Below are 19,612 nucleotides of genomic sequence, written 5' to 3' on the forward strand. Positions count from 1 at the left end.
TAGTTGACGCATGTCAATATAACTTTCATTCGAAAGTAATTTAATCTTTATACGAAAGAAAAGAGGTCGCTTATGATTTTCAATATCCAGCGCTACTCCACGCATGATGGCCCCGGTATTCGTACCGTGGTGTTCCTTAAGGGATGCTCCCTGGGCTGTCGGTGGTGCCAGAATCCGGAAAGCCGCGCCCGCACGCAGGACCTGCTTTATGACGCGCGTTTGTGCCTCGACGGTTGCGATCTCTGTGCTCAGGCTGCACCCGCGGTGATTGAACGGGCGCTGGGCGGATTACTTATTCATCGCGAAAAACTGACCGATGACGCTCTCACCCTACTGACCGACTGCTGTCCGACTCAGGCGTTAACCGTCTGCGGAGAGGTAAAAAGCGTGGACGATATCATGGCGACCGTATTGCGAGATAAACCGTTTTACGATCGTAGCGGTGGCGGGCTCACCCTCTCGGGCGGCGAACCGTTTATGCAGCCAGAACTGGCGGCAGAATTATTCAAAGCCAGCCACGACGCGGGCATTCATACGGCGGTCGAAACCTGTCTGCATGTCCCGTGGAAGTATATTGAACCATCATTACCTGACGTCGATCTGTTTCTGGCCGATCTAAAACACGTGGCGGATGCGCCGTTTAAACAATGGACCGATGGCAGTGCCTCTCGCGTACTGGAAAATCTAAAAAAACTGGCTGCCGCCGGTAAAAAAATGATTATCCGCGTACCGCTGATTCAGGGATTCAACGCAGACGAAGCCGCTATTCAGGCCATTACCGATTTTGCCGCCGATGAGCTTCACGTCGGTGAGATCCATTTTTTGCCCTACCACACCCTTGGCATCAACAAATACCACTTACTCAGTCAACCCTACAACGCACCGGATAAACCGCTTGATGCGCCAGCACTGCTCGAATTTGCCCAGCAGTACGCCAGCCTTAAAGGTTTAACCGCGACCCTACGAGGATAATCGCCATGACCACTCTGAAACTGGACACACTCAGCGACCGTATCAAAGCGCATAAAACGGCCCTGATCCACATCGTGAAACCACCGGTTTGTACCGAGCGCGCCCAGCACTATACCGAGATGTATCAGCAACACCTGGATAAGCCTATCCCGGTACGTCGTGCACTGGCACTAGCTCATCATCTGGCGGAACGTACCATCTGGATCAAACATGACGAACTGATCATTGGTAACCAGGCAAGCGAAGTGCGTGCTGCGCCTATTTTCCCGGAATACACCGTCTCCTGGATTGAAAAAGAGATCGACGACCTCGCCGACAGACCGGGCGCAGGCTTTGCGGTAAGCGAAGAGAACAAACGTGTATTGCATGAGGTGTGCCCATGGTGGCGTGGTCAGACCGTGCAGGATCGCTGCTACGGGATGTTCACTGATGAGCAGAAAGGGCTGCTGGAAACCGGCATTATCAAAGCCGAAGGTAACATGACCTCCGGCGACGCACACCTGGCGGTAAACTTCCCGCTGCTGCTGGAAAAAGGTCTCGACGGCCTGCGTCACAAAGTCGATGAACGTCGCTCCCGCATCAATTTGACATGTCTGGAAGACCTCCATGGCGATCAGTTCCTGAAAGCGATTGATATCGTGCTGGAAGCCGTCAGCCTGCACATTGCGCGCTTTGCTGCGCTGGCGCGTAAAATGGCATCCACGGAAACCCGCACCAGCCGTCGAGATGAACTGCTGACCATGGCGGAAAACTGCGATGTGATCGCCCATGAGCCGCCAAAAACGTTCTGGCAGGCATTGCAGTTGTGCTATTTCATCCAGTTGATCCTGCAAATTGAATCAAACGGTCACTCGGTGTCGTTTGGTCGTATGGATCAATACCTCTACCCGTTCTATCGTCGCGACGTCGAGTTGAACCAGAGTCTGGATCGTGAGCACGCCATTGAACTGTTGCACAGCTGCTGGCTGAAACTGCTGGAAGTGAACAAAATCCGTTCCGGCTCCCATTCGAAAGCCTCGGCGGGCAGTCCGCTGTATCAGAACGTGACCATTGGTGGTCAAAACCTGGTCAACGGCCAGCCGATGGATGCCGTCAACCCGCTCTCCTACGCGATTCTGGAGTCCTGTGGCCGTCTGCGTTCTACGCAGCCAAACCTGAGCGTGCGTTATCACGCGGGGATGAGTAATGACTTCCTTGATGCCTGCGTGCAGGTGATCCGCTGCGGTTTCGGGATGCCAGCCTTTAACAACGATGAAATCGTCATACCGGAATTCATTAAGTTGGGCATTGAACCGCAGGATGCCTATGACTATGCGGCCATTGGGTGTATCGAAACCGCAGTCGGCGGGAAATGGGGCTACCGTTGCACCGGCATGAGCTTTATTAACTTTGCCCGCGTGATGCTGGCGGCACTGGAAGGTGGGCGTGATGCCACCAGTGGCAAAGTCTTTCTGCCACAGGAAAAAGCGCTCTCGGCTGGTAACTTCAACAATTTCGACGAAGTGATGGATGCCTGGGATACGCAAATCCGCTACTACACGCGTAAATCCATAGAAATTGAGTATGTCGTCGACACCATGCTGGAAGAGAACGTGCACGATATTCTGTGTTCCGCGCTGGTAGACGACTGCATTGAACGGGCGAAAAGCATTAAGCAAGGCGGCGCGAAGTATGACTGGGTATCGGGTTTGCAGGTGGGTATTGCCAACCTCGGTAATAGCCTGGCAGCAGTGAAGAAACTGGTCTTTGAACAGGGCGCTATTGGTCAACAACAGCTGGCCGCCGCGCTGGCCGATGATTTTGACGGTCTGACCCATGAGCAGTTACGCCAACGACTGATCAACGGCGCGCCGAAATATGGCAACGATGACGATAGCGTTGATACGCTGCTGGCCCGCGCTTATCAGACCTATATCGATGAACTGAAACAGTATCATAATCCGCGTTACGGACGTGGCCCGGTTGGCGGCAATTACTACGCCGGGACCTCATCTATTTCGGCAAACGTGCCGTTCGGCGCAGCAACGATGGCAACGCCGGATGGCCGTAAAGCACACACTCCGCTGGCAGAAGGCGCAAGCCCGGCTTCCGGGACGGACCATCTCGGCCCAACGGCGGTAATTGGCTCGGTGGGTAAACTGCCGACCGGTTCGATTCTCGGCGGCGTGCTGTTAAATCAGAAGCTCAACCCGGCCACGCTGGAAAATGAATCCGATAAGCAAAAGCTGATGATCCTGCTGCGTACCTTCTTCGAAGAGCACAAAGGCTGGCATATTCAGTACAACATTGTCTCCCGTGAAACGCTGCTGGAAGCCAAAAAACACCCGGATCAATATCGTGACCTGGTGGTCCGTGTAGCAGGTTATTCCGCCTTTTTCACTGCGCTTTCTCCGGATGCGCAAGACGACATCATCGCGCGTACTGAACATATGCTGTAAACAATATTGTCGGCCGGATGAGATTCCACACCGCCATCCGGCACGCTACCCTCCCCATTGCCGGATGCGCTGATGCTTATCCGGCCTACAACGATTCTTCCCGTAGCCGGGTAAGGCAAAGCTACCATCCGGCTTTTTACTTTCATTCGAAATTAAATTTGTGCTACAGGTCACATTGTTATTAGAATGTTTCTGGTTGCAGTAATCGCCAGGAGCCTATCTTTATGACCATCAAAGTTATCGTCACCGATATGGACGGAACTTTTCTCGACGACGCCAAGAAATACGATCGTGCACGTTTTATGGCGCAGTATCTGGAACTGAAAAAACGAAATATCGAATTTGTCGTGGCCAGCGGTAACCAGTATTACCAGCTGATCTCCTTTTTCCCGGAGCTCAAAGAGGAAATTTCTTTTGTCGCTGAGAACGGGGCTTTGGTCTTTGAACATGGCAAACAGCTGTTTCACGGCGAGCTTACCCGCCACGAATCCCGTATTGTCATTGGTGAACTGCTAAAAGATAAGCAGCTCAACTTTGTGGCTTGTGGGCTGCAAAGCGCTTACGTTAGCGAAAATGCGCCGGAGTCCTTTGTCGCATTGATGTCAAAACACTACCATCGCCTGAAACCCGTAAAGGATTATCAGGATATCGATGATGTGCTGTTCAAGTTCTCGCTAAATTTACCGGACCAACAAATCCCATTGGTTATCGATCACCTGCATGCTGCGCTGGACGGCATTATGAAGCCCGTCACCAGCGGCTTCGGGTTTATCGATCTGATCATTCCGGGCCTACATAAAGCCAACGGGATCAGCCGCCTGCTTAAACGCTGGAACCTGTCACCGCAAAACGTAGTCGCCATTGGCGATAGCGGAAACGACGCGGAAATGCTGAAAATGGCGCACTACTCTTTCGCCATGGCCAACGCGGCAGAGAATATCAAAGCGATTGCTCGCTATCAGACCGACGACAATAACCATCAGGGCGCGCTGAACGTAATTCAGGCTGTGCTGGATAACACCTCCCCTTTTAACGTCTAATCCTGCCAACCGGGGTATCCCTCATCCCGGTTTTCACTCTTTTTCTATTTTGCTCACTCCATCAAGTTTTAAACTTGCGTTAACTAAATTTTAACTTATATTATCATCTGTAAGTTAGTTAAGTTTCGAATGAAAGTTAATGCGAGGTGGATATGGCTTTTACTTTTACCAGCGACACGCTGCCTGCCGATCACAAAGCGGCAATCCGGCAGATGAAACAGCAACTGCGGGCACAGCTTGGGGATGTTCAGTTAATCTTCAATCAGTTGAGCGATGCTATCGCCACCCGGGTGGCGGAAATCAACGCCCTCAAAGCGCAAGGTGCCCCGGTGTGGCCAGTGATATCTTATGCAGATATCAAAGCAGGCCACGTAAGTGCAGAGCAGCGTGAAGAAATTAAGCGTCGCGGATGCGCAGTCATTAAAGGTCATTTCCCTCGCGAACAGGCTCTCGGATGGGACAGCTCAATGCTGGACTATCTGGACCGCAACCACTTTGACGACGTCTATAAAGGACCCGGCGATAATTTCTTCGGTACTCTGAGCGCATCACGGCCTGAAATCTACCCCATCTACTGGTCCCAGGCGCAGATGCAGGCCCGCCAGAGTGAAGAAATGGCCAATGCACAGTCGTTCCTCAATCGTTTGTGGACCTTTACAAGCGAATGTAAACAATGGTTTAACCCGGATATCAGCGTTATTTACCCTGACCGTATTCGCCGTCGACCCCCGGGAACCACGTCCAAAGGGCTGGGCGCGCATACGGATTCCGGCGCGCTGGAACGCTGGCTTCTTCCGGCATATCAGCAGGTCTTTGCTCATGTTTTCAATGGCAAGCTGGAAGATTACGATCCGTGGCAGGCGGCGCATCGCACTGAGGTAGAAGAGTACACGGTGGATAACACCACCAAATGTTCGGTATTCCGTACCTTCCAGGGCTGGACTGCACTGTCCGATATGCTGCCAGGTCAGGGATTGTTGCATGTGGTCCCGATCCCTGAAGCGATGGCGTATGTGCTGTTACGCCCATTGCTTGACGATGTGCCGGAAGATGAACTTTGCGGCGTCGCGCCCGGCCGGGTGCTGCCGATTTCCACGCAATGGCATCCTCTGCTGATTGAAGCGTTAACCAGCATTCCACAACTGGACGCCGGAGACTCCGTCTGGTGGCATTGTGATGTGATTCACTCCGTCGCACCGGTGGAAAATCAGCAGGGTTGGGGTAACGTGATGTACATTCCTGCCGCACCGATGTGCGAAAAGAATCTGGCCTACGCCCACAAAGTGAAGGCCGCGCTGGAAAAAGGTGCATCACCGGGTGATTTTCCACGGGAGGATTATGAAACTAACTGGGAAGGACGCTTCACGCTGGAGGATTTGAATATCCACGGTAAACGCGCGCTGGGGATTGTTTAATTTTATATCCCCTTATCCCTAAGTATCTCGTGTTACAGGTGCAACCATCACACCTGTAACACGAGAACGACGGGAGACTTATTCGACGCCTTTACTACGCAGGTAATCTTCGTAGTTACCGGTGAAGTCGATTACGCGTTCCGGCGTAATTTCAATCACGCGGGTTGCCAGCGAGCTGACGAACTCACGGTCATGAGAAACGAAGATCAGCGTGCCCTGGTACATTTCCAGCGCCATGTTCAGCGACTCGATAGATTCCATATCCAGGTGGTTGGTCGGTTCATCCATAACCAGGATATTCGGTTTCTGCATCATCAGCTTACCGAACAGCATGCGTCCTTTTTCACCACCGGAGAGCACTTTTGCAGGTTTCTTGATATCGTCCTGGCTGAACAGCAGACGACCAAGGAAGCTGCGTACTACCTGCTCATCATCGCCTTCCTGCTTCCACTGACTCATCCATTCGAAAACAGTCAGATCGTTTTCGAACTCGTATTCATGATCCTGCGCGTAGTAACCGACCTGGGCGTTTTCAGACCACTTAACGGTACCGTTGTCCGGCTGTAAGTCGCCAACCAACGTTTTCAGCATGGTGGATTTACCCACGCCGTTGGCACCAATGATGGCAACCTTCTCCCCTACTTCCAGCAGCAGGTTGAAGTTTTTAAACAGCGGGCCTTCATCAAAACCTTTCGCCAGCGCTTCCACTTCCAGCGCGTTACGGAACAGTTTCTTATCCTGTTCGAAGCGGATGAACGGGTTCTGACGGCTGGACGCTTTCACTTCGTCGAGCTTAATCTTATCAATCTGACGCGCACGAGAAGTCGCCTGTCGAGATTTAGACGCGTTGGCGCTAAAGCGGCTGACGAAGGATTGCAGATCGGCAATCTGTGCTTTCTTCTTGGCGTTATCGGCCAGCAGACGTTCACGCGCCTGGGTTGCCGCCGTCATGTATTCGTCGTAGTTACCCGGATAAACACGCAGTTCGCCGTAGTCCAGATCCGCCATGTGCGTACAGACCATGTTCAGGAAGTGACGGTCGTGTGAAATGATGATCATGGTGCTGTCACGCTCGTTCAGCGTCTGCTCCAGCCAACGGATGGTGTCGATATCCAGGTTGTTCGTTGGTTCGTCGAGCAGGAGAATGTCCGGGTTAGAGAACAGCGCCTGCGCCAGAAGCACACGCAGCTTCCAGCCGGGTGCGACTTCGCTCATCGGGCCGTAATGCTGTTCTACCGGAATACCTACGCCCAGCAGCAGTTCACCCGCACGCGCTTCCGCAGAGTAGCCGTCCATTTCGCCATACTGAACTTCGAGGTCAGCAACTTTATAGCCGTCTTCTTCGCTCATCTCGGCCAGAGCGTAAATGCGATCGCGCTCCTGCTTCACTTCCCACAGTTCAGCGTGACCCATGATCACGGTGTCAAGCACGGTGAACTCTTCAAAGGCGAACTGATCCTGGCGCAGCTTACCAATACGCTCGTTAGGATCGAGGGAAACGTTGCCCAGCGTCGGTTCGAGATCGCCGCCGAGAATTTTCATAAAAGTGGATTTACCGCTACCGTTCGCGCCAATCAGGCCGTAACGGTTGCCGCCGCCAAATTTGACGGAAATATTTTCAAACAGCGGCTTACTGCCGAACTGCATGGTGATATTGTTGCAAAGAAGCAAAATTGATACTCTCTCGTAGGTTACTGAGGTGGTTATGAAACAAAACGGGCAAGCATACTCTTACATAAGATTCTCATCAAAGAAGCAAGAACAAGGCGACTCCGTAAGACGTCAAACTGAGCTTGCTGAACAGTACGCACATGCGAATAGTTTGATTCTATCAGATAAGAACTTTCAAGACCTCGGAATCTCAGCATTCAAAGAGGGAAACAGACCTTCACTCGGTGACATGCTTGAAGCAATCGAGAAAGGTCAGATTGAACAGGGTTCGACTATCATCATTGAATCGTTAGACCGCCTGAGTCGCCGAGGCATCGACGTGACTCAACAGATAATTAAGTCGATCCTGCAACACAACATCTTTATCGCTTCACTGGTTGATGGTCTATTATTGAACCAAGAATCTGTCAACGACCTCGTAAGTGTCATCAGGATAGCCTTGGCAGCGGACCTTGCCTATAAAGAGTCCGAGAAAAAATCGCAGCGCCTACGTGAAACGAAAAGACAACAACGACAACGAGCACTAAACGGTGAAGTTATCAACAAAATTCTGCCTTTCTGGTTAGAACGGAAAGAAGATAAATTTTATTTTAGTGACAGAGTGGATTCGGTCATAAGAATCATTCAGTTACGACGAGAAGGATTTGGAACAAATAAAATCGCTAAAGCGCTAAACGACGAAGGTCATCGACCATTACGTTCTACTGGCTGGAATCATACAACGGTTGGAAAAACAATAAACTCGGTTGCACTTTACGGTGCATATCAAACATCTGAGACGACTAAAGATCGGAAAGTCATTCTGCTTGATATCATAGAGAATTATTATCCTGCAGTTATCAGCAAAGAAGAATTCATGCTTTTACAGTCTGATCAGAAACAAAACAAGCCTGGATATAAGTCGGAACACAATGCCTTCGCTGGAATATTAAAACACGAATGCGGGGGTTCTCTTGTCAGAAAATTCCACGTTGCTTCTGGAAAAACATATCAATACCATGTTTGTGCTAATGCAAGAGATGGAAAGTGTAACATAACGAAAAATTTTAAAAATATAGAAATAGCACTTTATCGGATAATGAGAAAACTGAAACTTGAGAAAAGTACCAATCTTGATGGGGCATTATTGATAGAGCGAGACACAATAAAATTAAAGATTCAGGAGCTAAATAATATGCTTCTCACTGAATCCAAGATCCCGACAAGTGTAATCCAAACGATAAATAACCTTGAGGATAAATTGCACGAACTTGAAGAAAAAATCAAGAAACAGAATAGTATGATTATCTCAGAACGGGCATTTGATTTGAATCTATTGCAGGAGATTAAAGACCCACAAGAACTGAACATGATGCTTAAGCGAGTTATCGAACAGATAACCGTTTATAATATAGGTAAAAAATGGAGAATAAAAGTTCTGTACAGAAACAAACACGTTCAGAGCTTCCTTTGGGATGGTGAAAAAATTAGTTTTATTACTGATACTAAAGAAATATTAGATCTCGTTAATTCTTGGGTCTAAAATGAATGTCTATCCATCGCTATAACGCCATGAATCGCTCTGTATCTTGTCAGAGCGATTAAAGCAGGCGTGGGCATTATTTAATACAAAAACCCCGTAAAACTCGATACAGTGCGTTTTAGAGCAAGGGGGCTAAATTACATTATCCATTACGTCTACATACTGATCCCATTGTTCCGCTTCTTATCGAAACACCTCTATAGTTGCTGTAACTCCCCAGGTAAGTTGAATGTAATCCCCTTCTTTGGGAATACTCGATACTAACCCGCCCCTCCCCACCTTAACATTACGCATATCATTCCTTGAAAAACCATTAAATACAATAATCTTCGTAGCCATGCCACCTCTTCTACCCACATCAATCGATCGATTTTATAGATCAATATACAATTATTGATAGATTTTACAGATCAATGTAAAATCAAGTCTCTCAGACTGATTTCGGTTCGAAATCAACCAATTTACGTTTACTGAAGAGTCGCAGTTTTTCGATAGCACAAGGAAAGACATACGCATGAAGCCAAGAAAACTCTTTATAATCATCACGTTGAATGCTTTTTTGATTTCAAGCAGCGCTACAGCAGCCTCAGATAACCGCATCAGTTTCCAGAATATTGATACCGTGGATGACCTTATGGCGCTCCCAGCAAGTGAACTTTGCCTGAATGGTGGACCTACGTCAGATGACATAGAACTCATATTGCTAAATGGCCCCTTGGCACGTTCTATGTATCAAAATGACCCTACGGCAGCACGGATGGTCATTAATGAACAATCCGCAAACATTAAAACCAGAATCAAAGAAAAGTGCTCAAATCCAGATAAGCCCGTGCGTAAGTTAACGAAAGGAATGTTTAAGAACGGAGACGATGTGTGCAAACGTGGAGCGCCGACGATAGAAGAAGCTAAAGTATTCATTAACGAGTCGGACGACCCTGAATTGAATATTGATAAACAATTGCAAGCCATTCCTTATGAATATCGCCTCATATTGGAAGAAGGTGCGAAATTAAATGGGTATACACTTCGTGAAATGTTTATTGAGGATATAGCTACGAAGATCTCAAAAAGTTGGGAAAAAGCGTGTGCTGATAAATCATATTTTCAGAATAAAGCAAAGAACATCACAACCGCTCATGACAAGCTAACAACACCGCATTCCCCGGAAGAAGATTATCGTATTGCGGATAAAAAGCTTAACGATACATGGAAAGAACTACCAACTGAAACACGTAAATCTTTGCTACCATCGCAACGAAAATGGATCAAACAACAGGCTACCTGCAATCAGGATGTTCAATGCTTAATTGACATGACCAATAAGCGCATCACTGAACTGGAGGCTGAAAATGCTAATTAATGATTTAACCGTAGTATTGGTCCATGACCATTTAGCACAATCACCGGGCAATACCTACCAAGGAAAATACACAGTAGGGCGATTTCATCTGACAGATTCGTTCATCGTTGGATATATGAAGCTGATACATGGAATCGAAATACCTGACTCATGGATCAGTAGCTGCTTCACAAACATATCAGATACCGATACCCGTAAGGTTATGTATATGGAAGGCTGCGACATTTTATCGAAACATATTATGAATGAAATCCGTAGTTCCGTGAAGTCTCCACCTGACAACGTAAAAATATACCGTACTGGCGAACATGTTACCAAAATAGAAATCATGGAAGAACGAAATGAAATCATCTTATGAACGTTATATTAAAAAATCAGTCTTAACGGCTGCTATCTCCTTCGGATTTTTCATGTTGAATGGGATAGCAATCACACCATGCCAGGCTAAAACCCCTCAAATAATACCCACATCAGATGCGGATGCAGTGTCTTTACAACAAGCAACAAAATCCCCCAGACCTTCTGTGATTGATATCCTACCGAGACTGTATACGACTGAAGAGGTTTATGCGCGATTTAAAGAACATGAGTTCCGGGCAACGAACGATTTCAAAAAATGCCGATTGATGGTTACTGGTAAAATAGAAAACATCAGTACTGTTACATTCAGTAAAAAACCATTAGTTACATTGGATATTTCTGGTTCGAATGAAGGACTAAAGTTTATTTTTGAAAATACAGATTATGATAACGATAAGGTAGCAGCGTTAAACGTGGGAGATACAATAATTATTGCCGGATTGAATGCACGACCGGGTACATTTGAAGGTATTTTTTTAGATAATTCGCAAATCATGACTGGTATGATTTCAAAAAAGAAAAGGCAAATGTTGGCTGTGAATGGTGGAGTCTATGATAGGGAGATTTGTCATAAGTAACATTATTTATACTCTTCAAATGCAGGGGCCAAGCCCCCTGCATCTTTCATCAATGGACACTGTACCAAGCGGAATAAAACCTGTAAGGAGCTACATTGGCGATTTTTTTTTGATGACATACGACTCGAAATATCGCGACAGAACATTAAAGCAGGACCTGCCCTGCGAAATGGCCAATCCCCATCGACAAAAACATAGCCAGTGTACTCCAGAACATAATTCTTATGATCGCCCTGACAGGAGGTGCTTTACCTACAACAGAGGATATATAACCAAGGACCACCAGTGAAAAAAGGGTGGAAAGGATAATAAACAAAAAAACCTGCTTTGGAGGAGATAACCATGCAACTATTAAAGGTAACACAGCACCAGCAGAAAAACTCAGAGCAGAAAAGACAGCAGCCTGAAGGGGCTGTGCAGAGTTTGTATCCGTCAGCCCAAGTTCTTCACGGGCATGAGCATCCAGAGCATCTCTCGCCATGAGCTGCTCTGCAACCTTATAGGCAAGCACAGGATCCAGTCCACGTTGTATATAAAGTGAAGTCAGTTCCTGCATTTCACCTTCATAATCGGTTTCCAACTCCCTTTTTTCCTGAGCAAGTGCAGCGTTTTCGGTATCAGCCTGAGATGAGACTGAAACATATTCTCCCGTTGCCATCGACATAGCACCAGAAACCAGTCCGGCAACACCAGCAAGTAAAACTCCCGAAGAACTGGTGTTTGCTGACGCAACACCAAGGACAAGGCTTGCTGTCGAAACAATTCCGTCATTTGCCCCCAATACAGCCGCCCTAAGCCATCCCACTTTTTCGATGCTGTGTCGTTCAAGATGCATATCTTTGCTTTCCTTCAACTACGCACACTAATCGGAATTACGGACATATAAGAATGCCTTGACAGATAATTAAACTATTGTAGTCAATGTTATCCAGCCATTACAGCACACTTTATTAATCATCAATCTATCACACTATTCCGTAACGGAATTTTTCCTTTGGCTACGGATGGTGAGAAATATATGCAGCAACCCCATCGAACCATGCGCCCAGAAATAGGTTTCAATAAATACAGTCAGAAACTTATGCAAATTCAGGACACTTTCTGTCAGCACTGGCGACATTCCAGGAATTGTATTGAGTGCAAACCAGAAACCACCACATGATGCAACGCCCAATAGCGCAAGTACACCAAGCCCCTGGATCAAGGCAGCAATCCCACCAGCATGAGCTTCAGGGAGACGGAATGACATCAGCATTTTGATATCTTCAACCACACCTCGAAAATCAAGGGTCAGCCAAGCAAAATAGTAATGAAATCCTCGTTGTGTCAGCATCCATGCAAGCATGATTAACCCAAGAACAATCAGTGATAATCCAGTGATAACATGGAACCATGTAACGAACCCTGTGAGAGTATAGTCACTGAGAGCATCGCTTTCGGTAAGATTTGAACTAACAATCTGCAATAAAATCAATACAGCTACGATGATATGAAGCACACGTAGAAATGGTGTGTCTTTGTGAGGGAGAGCATTACGTAAATTTTCATTCATAATTTAGCCACTTTGTTAGGGGTGGTTGACCAAATCAATATGCTTTTTATTAACGAAACCTTAACTTATCGGAACTAAACAATACTCTTTAATCAGAAAATGGTATCTAAACCTATAGTACATCACATCTGTAATATGAAGACATTACCATGAAGAAGTGTTTTTCCAGCCAAGAGATCATCAGTATGCTTCCGTGAAGCACGAAGCGGGTATATCTGCCCCGTGCAACATCAATAGGACTTAGCTTATGTTGAGGCAATATGTAGCATCGGTAAGCATGTTTGCGACCCCTACATTTTTATATGTACTGAGCAGATAAGATAACGTATTAGAATTTCTTCACCAGGGCATAACTATCCATTTTAATACAAGCAGGTATATCATGGCAGTTCCGGGATATCTTTCCAGCATATCTACTTTCTCCTGATAGTTCCCGGTTCAGTCAACGCCAAGTTTATTATGGTATTTTCTCATCATACTGCCCAGTTTCTGTGCTGCAATTTTCCCAGCGTCAAGACCTTCCTTTTCAGCGGTACTTTCAACAGCAGTTACCTCATCAATCAGAAGAGACATACCTGCAACATACGTTTCCCTGTCATACCCCTCTATCGGGCCGTTCAAGATGGACTCTGCTGTTGATTTCAGATCCTGCATATCTTTCCTGAAAGATGTAACATCCTCCTCCTTAAGTGCTGCACGGTAGCTTTTATTCATCATCTTCATGGCATGTTCAACACCGTCAGAACCAGCCATTACACTGGTAGATAAAAGAAGGGCTGTTCCTATTATAACAGTATGCATAATTTTTCTCATAATAACTCCATATTGTTTACTATCATTTAAAAAACATCACAACCCGAAGTTGCAACATTGAACAAAGAAAATAATTACCTGCCAATTTCCCCGAAGAAAATAAGCATTAAAATTATTATTTATGATTATTTACACTTCCGTAATCAAGGTCACTTCCCTCCTTAAAATAAGGGTCAACATGTGTCATAACATTTAATACATGATGATTATCTAAAACTGATTTCCTGGCCAAAACAGCAATGTCATGCCCTACTTTCACTGATAAATTACCATCAATTTCCAGATGAACATCAACAACAACAAGGTCCCCCATTTTTCTGGTCTTGAGGTCATGGATGCCTTCGACCCCAGGAGTGGATAGTAATGTTGTTTTTATACTATTTTCAGTTTCAATATCTACGGCCCTGTCCATCAAGTCATGAAGCGAATCTGACATAAATGAATATCCCATTCTGGTCACAATAAGTCCCACAACCAGTGCAGCTACCGGATCAAGCAATTTAAAACCTGATAAACTACCAATAATACCAATAGCCACCACCAAAGATGAGGCAGCATCAGAGCGGGCATGCCAAGCATTTGCAACCAGCATAGTGGATTTTACTCGGGTTGCTACTGCCAGCATATAGCGAAAAAGAAGCTCTTTGATAACCAGTGCAGCTAAGGCTACCCACAGAGCAACAATATGTACCTGAGGAATATCATCTGGCTGTTGCATTTTATTTGCTGCTGACCATAACATCCCGATGCCAACAATGAATAAAATTGTCCCCAGAATTAATGATGCACCATTTTCATAACGATGATGTCCGTAGTGATGGTCATCATCGGGATTTTTTTTACTTTTATGATTAGCAATAAGCACCACAAAGTCTGAAACTAAATCAGACAGAGAATGGATACCATCCGCGATAAGCCCCTGAGATCCGGAAAATACACCAGTAATCACTTGCCCGGATGTCAGAAAACAATTAACAAGCACACTAACCCAAGTACTTTTACGGGCCGCGATGAAACGCTCATGAGAACTAATATCAATATCATCCGTAAATTTGTTTACCTGCACCAGAAACTCCTTATAACAGCATCAACAGTTAATACTAAACAGACTATCCTTCCCGGACAGGTTCTGTGGTGAAAATATAATAATTGGTGAGATTTATTCCTGTAAAGGACGTGCCATGTTTGCGATGACATTCATTTATCATAATTTTTAAACATTAATTTATTCTTAACAGAATATGAAAAAATTGACAGTTACCACAACTATACGCTTACGTTCAGTGTATACGTATTCGGCAAACTAAAATTATTTTACAGGTTATTATGGCAGATGATAAAAACTGGTTATGTAGATGCTAGACTATTCAGGTCCCCAGTAGTGGCTCGCTGTAATTGATAAAGACCTACTGAAATGCAAACTGAGTGGTTCAGTTACAGGAACTGACTACATCGTATAACCCAAGCAAGATCTGAGAACATTCAGTACAACATCTCTTTTAGGTATACCTGATAAAGACCATGACACAAAGTCTCAATAGGGTTATATTTAATTCTATTGACAGCAAAACGACGTAATGTATCATATGGGTGTTGAATTGATATTTAAAAGAGAATCCATAATGAATGTCCGTATCTACTGCCGTGCATCTACTGAAGGCCAACATGCTGATCGTGCATTAGCTAGCTTGCGCGAATTTGCGCAAAGCAAAAACTGGTCGGTTGCCGGAGAATACATTGAGAATGCAAGTGGTGCGAAGCTGGAGCGTGTGGAACTAATGCTTCTCCTCGAAGAAGCACAACCCGGCGATCTGCTTCTTATTGAAGCAATTGACCGTCTCAGTCGTCTTCAGCATGAAGAATGGGCTGAACTCAAAGCCACGCTGAACAGTAAAGGACTGGTTATTGTATCAATGGATTTGCCAACAAGCTGGCAGATGGTTGAAATGTCCGGTAATGACCTAACCAGCGGCATTCTTCGGGCAGTCAATGCTATGCTGATCGATATCCTTGCGACAATGGCACGACAAGATTATGAAACCCGCCGTAAACGCCAGGCACAGGGGATTGAGAGAGCAAAACAGGCAGGTTTGTACACGGGGAAAGAAAAAGATATGGAAGCCCGTGAGACTGTTCGCGAAATGCTGGAACAGAACGTTAAACCAGCCCACATAATGAAAGCAGCAGATATCAGCCGTGCCACATTTTACCGAATCAAGAAGGAATTAATAAACTAATTTCATTCGATTCTGACCAGACTGTGTAATTGAACCAGATTTGACTACCCATTTGCTTTTTATCTTGGTGAATGTCTGATGTGTGCCAAGCGGGCATTGCTGGCATCACAACGTGTTAATCAACGGGTAGCAGTTCAGGCGGCATATGTCGCCATAACCCATCTAACTCGTACAGCCCGCCATATGCGTTATTTTCCGATGGTCACTGTTAATAGCATTGTCTCTCGTCATGAATACCGGCGTTTTAGTCGGGAGTCCAGCCTTTCTGTTTCATCCATGACTTTGATGTACTCTTTGGCTAATTTCGGTGGCAATTCAATACGCCCATGTTGGTTCGCTAGATCACCGGTATTTAAGATTTCAAAACGTTTTCTAGCAAGGTACAACCATCTGATCACATCAGGATCATTTACCAGAGCCTGACGGATATTATCTACCTGTTGACCCTTATAAATCCGCTTGCTATCTGGGAGAAACAGAATGTTGTCCGTATGATAAGGATATGGGGTGATATCCAGCATTTCTCCAGCATCATTCTCCCAAATACAGTGGAACTCAGCTTCAATATAAACTCCAGGAACCCACCAGATAGCCCAACCGTAAACAGCCTTACCCCCATTCTTTTCGATCACCATTTCAACATTCGGAAAGCAGTCCATCACTTCAGCTCCCGGGAAAGGTTCATTGTTAATCAATACAGCGTGAGCATCAGGAACAACTTGCAGACAAAAATTCAGGGTTTCAGGCGCATCTAGCTGTGCGGGTATTGGGTGGCGCATAGTATTTCCTTATATTAGAAACAGATGGAACATTTATAGTAAAACGACTTACAGAAAATGTCATCGTTAGCGAGATTCTGAATTACGAGCGAAGCGAGATTCTGAATTACGAGCGAAGCGAGTTCCGTCAAGCGAAGCGAAGACGGACAGTTAACATTGGTTAAGAAACAGTCAAAAAACTACATTTTTCTCTATATATAAAATATAAAAATTTAAAAGTGTAGTTATGTAGGTTAGACACTCACTTCGTTCGTGTCCCTCGCTTCGCTCGGAATTTTGAAGTAATGTATGAATCTAAAAACAATGCTATTATCGTTGAACTATCATGCAACTGACCGAAGCATAAAGTTAATCAGGTCTTATTCATGCCTTAAAACGCCCTGAGCGCTGCTGTAAGCGATTTCCATAATATGGGTAATGCGATGATATACCTTGCAAAGAAAACCGCTCTACGGGCTTCCTGTGCGATATTTACGAGTTCAGTGCTTTACTATTCAATTTTGATGTTGAATACAAGCGCGTTCCCTTCCCTGTTTGCGACTTCCCGCGTTCTTTGGCTAGGTAAGAAAGCCAGAATACCGGGTCATTAAGTGATTCAGGAGCATCTCGATGAATGACGTAGTGATCGGGATAAGCTTTAGTGGACTTAGACAAGTTTACCAGCGTTGCATTACCACCTGTCAGTTTCATCCAGATTTCCGTAATAATACCTGCGATCCCTCTTTCTGGCGTTCCAAACCACCTTACCGAACGATGTGGAAGTGCAATCCAGCAATGGTAATGTGGCTGTGAAGCCTTTTCCTGTTCGCAAACCCAACCGTAAGCAAAATCGATGATAGGTTCCGATAAGCCGTTGTTATTGGATGCCAGACATGAACGTAACCGTTTGAACAGTTGACGTATGTATTCGTTACCAACGTCAGCAGAAGTGAATTCTGGCAGATGAAGATCAAAGCGGGTAAGAAACACTCGACTGTATCGCCTCTGCATTGCTTTTAATTCGGTGATCATCGCCATAAGTATATCTTGGCGAACACCAGATCCGGTTCTTGTGTTAATCGGATATTGGTGATCATCATGAACAAAAGACTTGCCATCAATTGCTTTGTAACGACCGTGTTCATGGTAGACAGTACGAAAGCAAGTTGTCGAAAAAATCGACGATTGGAACAGGGTTTGAGATTGTTGCATCATTGTTAAATCAACCTTTTTTTGTACTCAGAAAGAGATCACACCTCCTAAACAGTTATTACCAAAAACCACGGTAAAACGAGAGCATTTGCGATACCGCAAAGCCGCCTTGTATCTGACGTTGGGGATGTTTTCGAGGGGGGAAATACTACGGAACAAAGTTTACAAAAATATTTATCCAACCTTTAATTTTATCAGAATGAGAACAAATTGCGCAATACAAATTTTTATTTGGACCAGGCAGCGTATCAGACTTTGCTCGTTGTCCTTCCGAATTCTTGGGGTGGGGATGGCTAAAACCACCGGACCAGTATGAGGTTATTGGCCCAATGAAACCAGAATGTTTGAACAACGAAGACTAACCAATGCTCTCAGGAAGACAGAAACCTCTCTCCATTACTTAATTTCCCCCTTTGAAACTATATTGTGACGTTGCTGGAAACTAACACTGGCGTATCCTGAAAGAGAAAGAAATATGTGACAAACCGCTTATTATGCCATAAGTCTGCAAGAAGATCGCGTCTTCATGCGGAAGGGAAAAAGTGAAACCAAAAGGAAAAAAATGTGATTTAGTACACATCCGAATTCCTTGTTGCTCAGATTGCACATATAATGCGTGCCCAACACTACATAAATCTCAACCCACTAGCCTGCCTGGCACTGAATCTCGCATACATGAATATGAATATGAAATTAACAACGCTTTTCGCGGCGGCACTCGCAATAGTTGGTTTTTGTAATACCGCTTCAGCCGTCACGTACCCGCTGCCGACTGATGGTAGCCGTTTGATTGGCCAAAACCAGGTCATTACTATTCCTGAAGGCAACACCCAACCGCTGGAGTATTTTGCGGCAGAGTATCAGATGGGTCTGTCTAACATGCTGGAAGCCAACCCGGGCGTGGATACCTTCCTGCCGAAAGGCGGCACCGTGCTGAACATTCCTCAGCAGTTGATCCTGCCGGATACCGTGCATGAAGGTATTGTTATCAACAGCGCTGAAATGCGTCTGTACTACTACCCGAAAGGCACCAACACCGTAATTGTTCTGCCGATCGGTATCGGCCAGCTGGGCAAAGACACGCCAATCAACTGGACAACCAAAGTAGAACGTAAAAAAGCGGGTCCAACCTGGACGCCAACGGCGAAAATGCATGCGGAATACCGCGCTGCGGGCGAGCCGCTGCCAGCCGTTGTTCCGGCAGGTCCGGATAACCCGATGGGACTGTACGCGCTGTATATCGGTCGCCTGTATGCCATCCACGGCACCAATGCTAACTTCGGCGTAGGCTTACGCGTCAGCCACGGTTGCGTGCGTCTGCGTAACGACGACATCAAATTCCTGTTTGAAAATGTGCCAGTCGGCACCCGTGTACAGTTTATTGATGAGCCGGTAAAAGCCACTACCGAACCAGACGGCAGCCGTTACATCGAAGTACATAACCCACTGTCTACGACTGAAGCACAGTTCGAAGGCGGAGAAATCGTACCGATTACCCTGACCAAGAGCATTACCAGCATCACCGGCCAGTCTGACGTCGATCAAGCCGTCGTTGAGCAGGCGGTACAGAACCGTTCAGGTATGCCGGTTCGTTTGAACTAATCTGCTATATATGCCCGATGGCGCTACGCTTATCGGGCCTACCAACGCAGTAGGCCGGATTAGGCGCCAGCCGCCATCCGGC

General features: G+C 46.0%; 17 protein-coding genes. 10 read left to right on the forward strand and 7 right to left on the reverse strand.

Features of this window, described 5'->3' with window-relative positions:
* Positions 1-72: 72 nt before the first annotated feature.
* From SK35_RS16715 to SK35_RS16730, 4 genes are all read left to right on the forward strand, one after another.
* Complete coding sequence (locus SK35_RS16715) at positions 73-972, forward strand: glycyl-radical enzyme activating protein (protein WP_048214604.1); 900 nt, start codon at positions 73-75, stop codon at positions 970-972.
* A 5-nt stretch (positions 973-977) separates the two neighbouring features.
* Positions 978-3,410: a glycyl radical protein gene (locus SK35_RS16720; protein ID WP_048214605.1), complete on the forward strand. Its 2,433-nt coding sequence runs from the start codon at positions 978-980 to the stop codon at positions 3,408-3,410.
* A gap of 224 nt (positions 3,411-3,634) precedes the next feature.
* Positions 3,635-4,450, forward strand: a complete 816-nt coding sequence (locus SK35_RS16725) for a Cof-type HAD-IIB family hydrolase (RefSeq protein WP_032942782.1) — start codon at positions 3,635-3,637, stop codon at positions 4,448-4,450.
* A 152-nt stretch (positions 4,451-4,602) separates the two neighbouring features.
* The gene (locus SK35_RS16730) at positions 4,603-5,865 is read left to right on the forward strand and encodes a DUF1479 domain-containing protein (RefSeq protein ID WP_048214606.1); all 1,263 of its coding nucleotides are present in this window, start codon (positions 4,603-4,605) and stop codon (positions 5,863-5,865) included.
* Positions 5,866-5,943: 78 nt separating this feature from the next.
* Here the strand turns inward: SK35_RS16730 and SK35_RS16735 are convergent, their stop codons facing one another.
* On the reverse strand, positions 5,944-7,512 hold the full coding sequence (locus SK35_RS16735) for an ABC-F family ATPase (RefSeq protein ID WP_153687358.1): 1,569 nt from the start codon (positions 7,510-7,512) through the stop codon (positions 5,944-5,946).
* 58 nt (positions 7,513-7,570) lie between these two features.
* On the opposite strand from SK35_RS16735, the gene SK35_RS16740 reads away from it, so the two are divergent.
* The 4 genes from SK35_RS16740 (at position 7,571) to SK35_RS16755 (ending at position 11,356) form a co-directional block, all read left to right on the forward strand.
* Positions 7,571-9,058 carry a recombinase family protein gene (locus tag SK35_RS16740; protein ID WP_048214608.1) on the forward strand — a complete coding sequence of 496 codons (1,488 nt, stop codon included), beginning with the start codon at positions 7,571-7,573 and terminating at the stop codon, positions 9,056-9,058.
* Between the two features lie 514 nt (positions 9,059-9,572).
* Positions 9,573-10,418, forward strand: coding sequence for a lysozyme inhibitor LprI family protein (locus SK35_RS16745; RefSeq protein WP_048214609.1), 846 nt, complete (start codon positions 9,573-9,575; stop codon positions 10,416-10,418).
* Positions 10,408-10,776, forward strand: a complete 369-nt coding sequence (locus SK35_RS16750; RefSeq protein WP_048214610.1) for a hypothetical protein — start codon at positions 10,408-10,410, stop codon at positions 10,774-10,776. The genes SK35_RS16745 and SK35_RS16750 overlap by 11 nt, the downstream gene beginning before the upstream one ends.
* Positions 10,760-11,356, forward strand: coding sequence for a hypothetical protein (locus tag SK35_RS16755; protein ID WP_048214611.1), 597 nt, complete (start codon positions 10,760-10,762; stop codon positions 11,354-11,356). The genes SK35_RS16750 and SK35_RS16755 overlap by 17 nt, the downstream gene beginning before the upstream one ends.
* 145 nt (positions 11,357-11,501) lie before the next feature.
* Here the strand turns inward: SK35_RS16755 and SK35_RS16760 are convergent, their stop codons facing one another.
* The 4 genes from SK35_RS16760 to SK35_RS16775 form a co-directional block, all read right to left on the reverse strand.
* Entirely contained in the window at positions 11,502-12,191 is a 690-nt protein-coding gene (locus SK35_RS16760) for a VIT1/CCC1 transporter family protein (RefSeq protein WP_032936649.1), read from the reverse strand.
* 135 nt (positions 12,192-12,326) lie between these two features.
* Positions 12,327-12,908 (reverse strand): cytochrome b/b6 domain-containing protein, encoded by a 582-nt coding sequence (locus tag SK35_RS16765; protein WP_048214612.1) that lies wholly within the window; start codon positions 12,906-12,908, stop codon positions 12,327-12,329.
* A 438-nt stretch (positions 12,909-13,346) separates the two neighbouring features.
* Entirely contained in the window at positions 13,347-13,721 is a 375-nt protein-coding gene (locus tag SK35_RS16770; RefSeq protein WP_048214613.1) for a cytochrome b562, read from the reverse strand.
* Positions 13,722-13,836: 115 nt separating this feature from the next.
* Entirely contained in the window at positions 13,837-14,787 is a 951-nt protein-coding gene (locus SK35_RS16775) for a cation diffusion facilitator family transporter (protein ID WP_048214614.1), read from the reverse strand.
* Positions 14,788-15,343: 556 nt separating this feature from the next.
* On the opposite strand from SK35_RS16775, the gene SK35_RS16780 reads away from it, so the two are divergent.
* Positions 15,344-15,958 (forward strand): recombinase family protein, encoded by a 615-nt coding sequence (locus SK35_RS16780; RefSeq protein WP_048214615.1) that lies wholly within the window; start codon positions 15,344-15,346, stop codon positions 15,956-15,958.
* A gap of 227 nt (positions 15,959-16,185) precedes the next feature.
* Here the strand turns inward: SK35_RS16780 and SK35_RS16785 are convergent, their stop codons facing one another.
* Both SK35_RS16785 and SK35_RS16790 read right to left on the reverse strand, forming a co-directional pair.
* The gene (locus SK35_RS16785; RefSeq protein WP_053071023.1) at positions 16,186-16,737 is read right to left on the reverse strand and encodes a hypothetical protein; all 552 of its coding nucleotides are present in this window, start codon (positions 16,735-16,737) and stop codon (positions 16,186-16,188) included.
* Between the two features lie 471 nt (positions 16,738-17,208).
* Positions 17,209-17,931 (reverse strand): YagK/YfjJ domain-containing protein, encoded by a 723-nt coding sequence (locus SK35_RS16790; RefSeq protein ID WP_048214616.1) that lies wholly within the window; start codon positions 17,929-17,931, stop codon positions 17,209-17,211.
* A gap of 678 nt (positions 17,932-18,609) precedes the next feature.
* On the opposite strand from SK35_RS16790, the gene ldtB reads away from it, so the two are divergent.
* On the forward strand, positions 18,610-19,530 hold the full coding sequence (gene ldtB / locus SK35_RS16795) for a L,D-transpeptidase (protein WP_008784213.1): 921 nt from the start codon (positions 18,610-18,612) through the stop codon (positions 19,528-19,530).
* Positions 19,531-19,612 lie beyond the last annotated feature (82 nt).

It is taken from the genome of Citrobacter sp. MGH105, assembly GCF_001037485.2.
Taxonomy (GTDB): Bacteria; Pseudomonadota; Gammaproteobacteria; order Enterobacterales; family Enterobacteriaceae; genus Citrobacter; species Citrobacter portucalensis.

Bases quoted from the DNA above. Each gene is read 5' to 3' on its own strand.
- SK35_RS16725 (WP_032942782.1), top strand. From the start codon at position 3,635: ATGACCATCAAAGTTATCGTCACCGATATGGACGGAACTTTTCTCGAC.
- SK35_RS16765 (WP_048214612.1), bottom strand. From the start codon at position 12,908: ATGAATGAAAATTTACGTAATGCTCTCCCTCACAAAGACACACCATTT.
- SK35_RS16745 (WP_048214609.1), top strand. From the start codon at position 9,573: ATGAAGCCAAGAAAACTCTTTATAATCATCACGTTGAATGCTTTTTTG.
- SK35_RS16770 (WP_048214613.1), bottom strand. From the start codon at position 13,721: ATGAGAAAAATTATGCATACTGTTATAATAGGAACAGCCCTTCTTTTA.
- SK35_RS16785 (WP_053071023.1), bottom strand. From the start codon at position 16,737: ATGCGCCACCCAATACCCGCACAGCTAGATGCGCCTGAAACCCTGAAT.
- SK35_RS16760 (WP_032936649.1), bottom strand. From the start codon at position 12,191: ATGCATCTTGAACGACACAGCATCGAAAAAGTGGGATGGCTTAGGGCG.
- SK35_RS16740 (WP_048214608.1), top strand. From the start codon at position 7,571: ATGAAACAAAACGGGCAAGCATACTCTTACATAAGATTCTCATCAAAG.
- SK35_RS16750 (WP_048214610.1), top strand. From the start codon at position 10,408: ATGCTAATTAATGATTTAACCGTAGTATTGGTCCATGACCATTTAGCA.
- SK35_RS16715 (WP_048214604.1), top strand. From the start codon at position 73: ATGATTTTCAATATCCAGCGCTACTCCACGCATGATGGCCCCGGTATT.
- SK35_RS16790 (WP_048214616.1), bottom strand. From the start codon at position 17,931: ATGATGCAACAATCTCAAACCCTGTTCCAATCGTCGATTTTTTCGACA.
- SK35_RS16735 (WP_153687358.1), bottom strand. From the start codon at position 7,512: ATGCAGTTCGGCAGTAAGCCGCTGTTTGAAAATATTTCCGTCAAATTT.
- ldtB (WP_008784213.1), top strand. From the start codon at position 18,610: ATGAATATGAAATTAACAACGCTTTTCGCGGCGGCACTCGCAATAGTT.
- SK35_RS16755 (WP_048214611.1), top strand. From the start codon at position 10,760: ATGAAATCATCTTATGAACGTTATATTAAAAAATCAGTCTTAACGGCT.
- SK35_RS16720 (WP_048214605.1), top strand. From the start codon at position 978: ATGACCACTCTGAAACTGGACACACTCAGCGACCGTATCAAAGCGCAT.
- SK35_RS16780 (WP_048214615.1), top strand. From the start codon at position 15,344: ATGAATGTCCGTATCTACTGCCGTGCATCTACTGAAGGCCAACATGCT.
- SK35_RS16730 (WP_048214606.1), top strand. From the start codon at position 4,603: ATGGCTTTTACTTTTACCAGCGACACGCTGCCTGCCGATCACAAAGCG.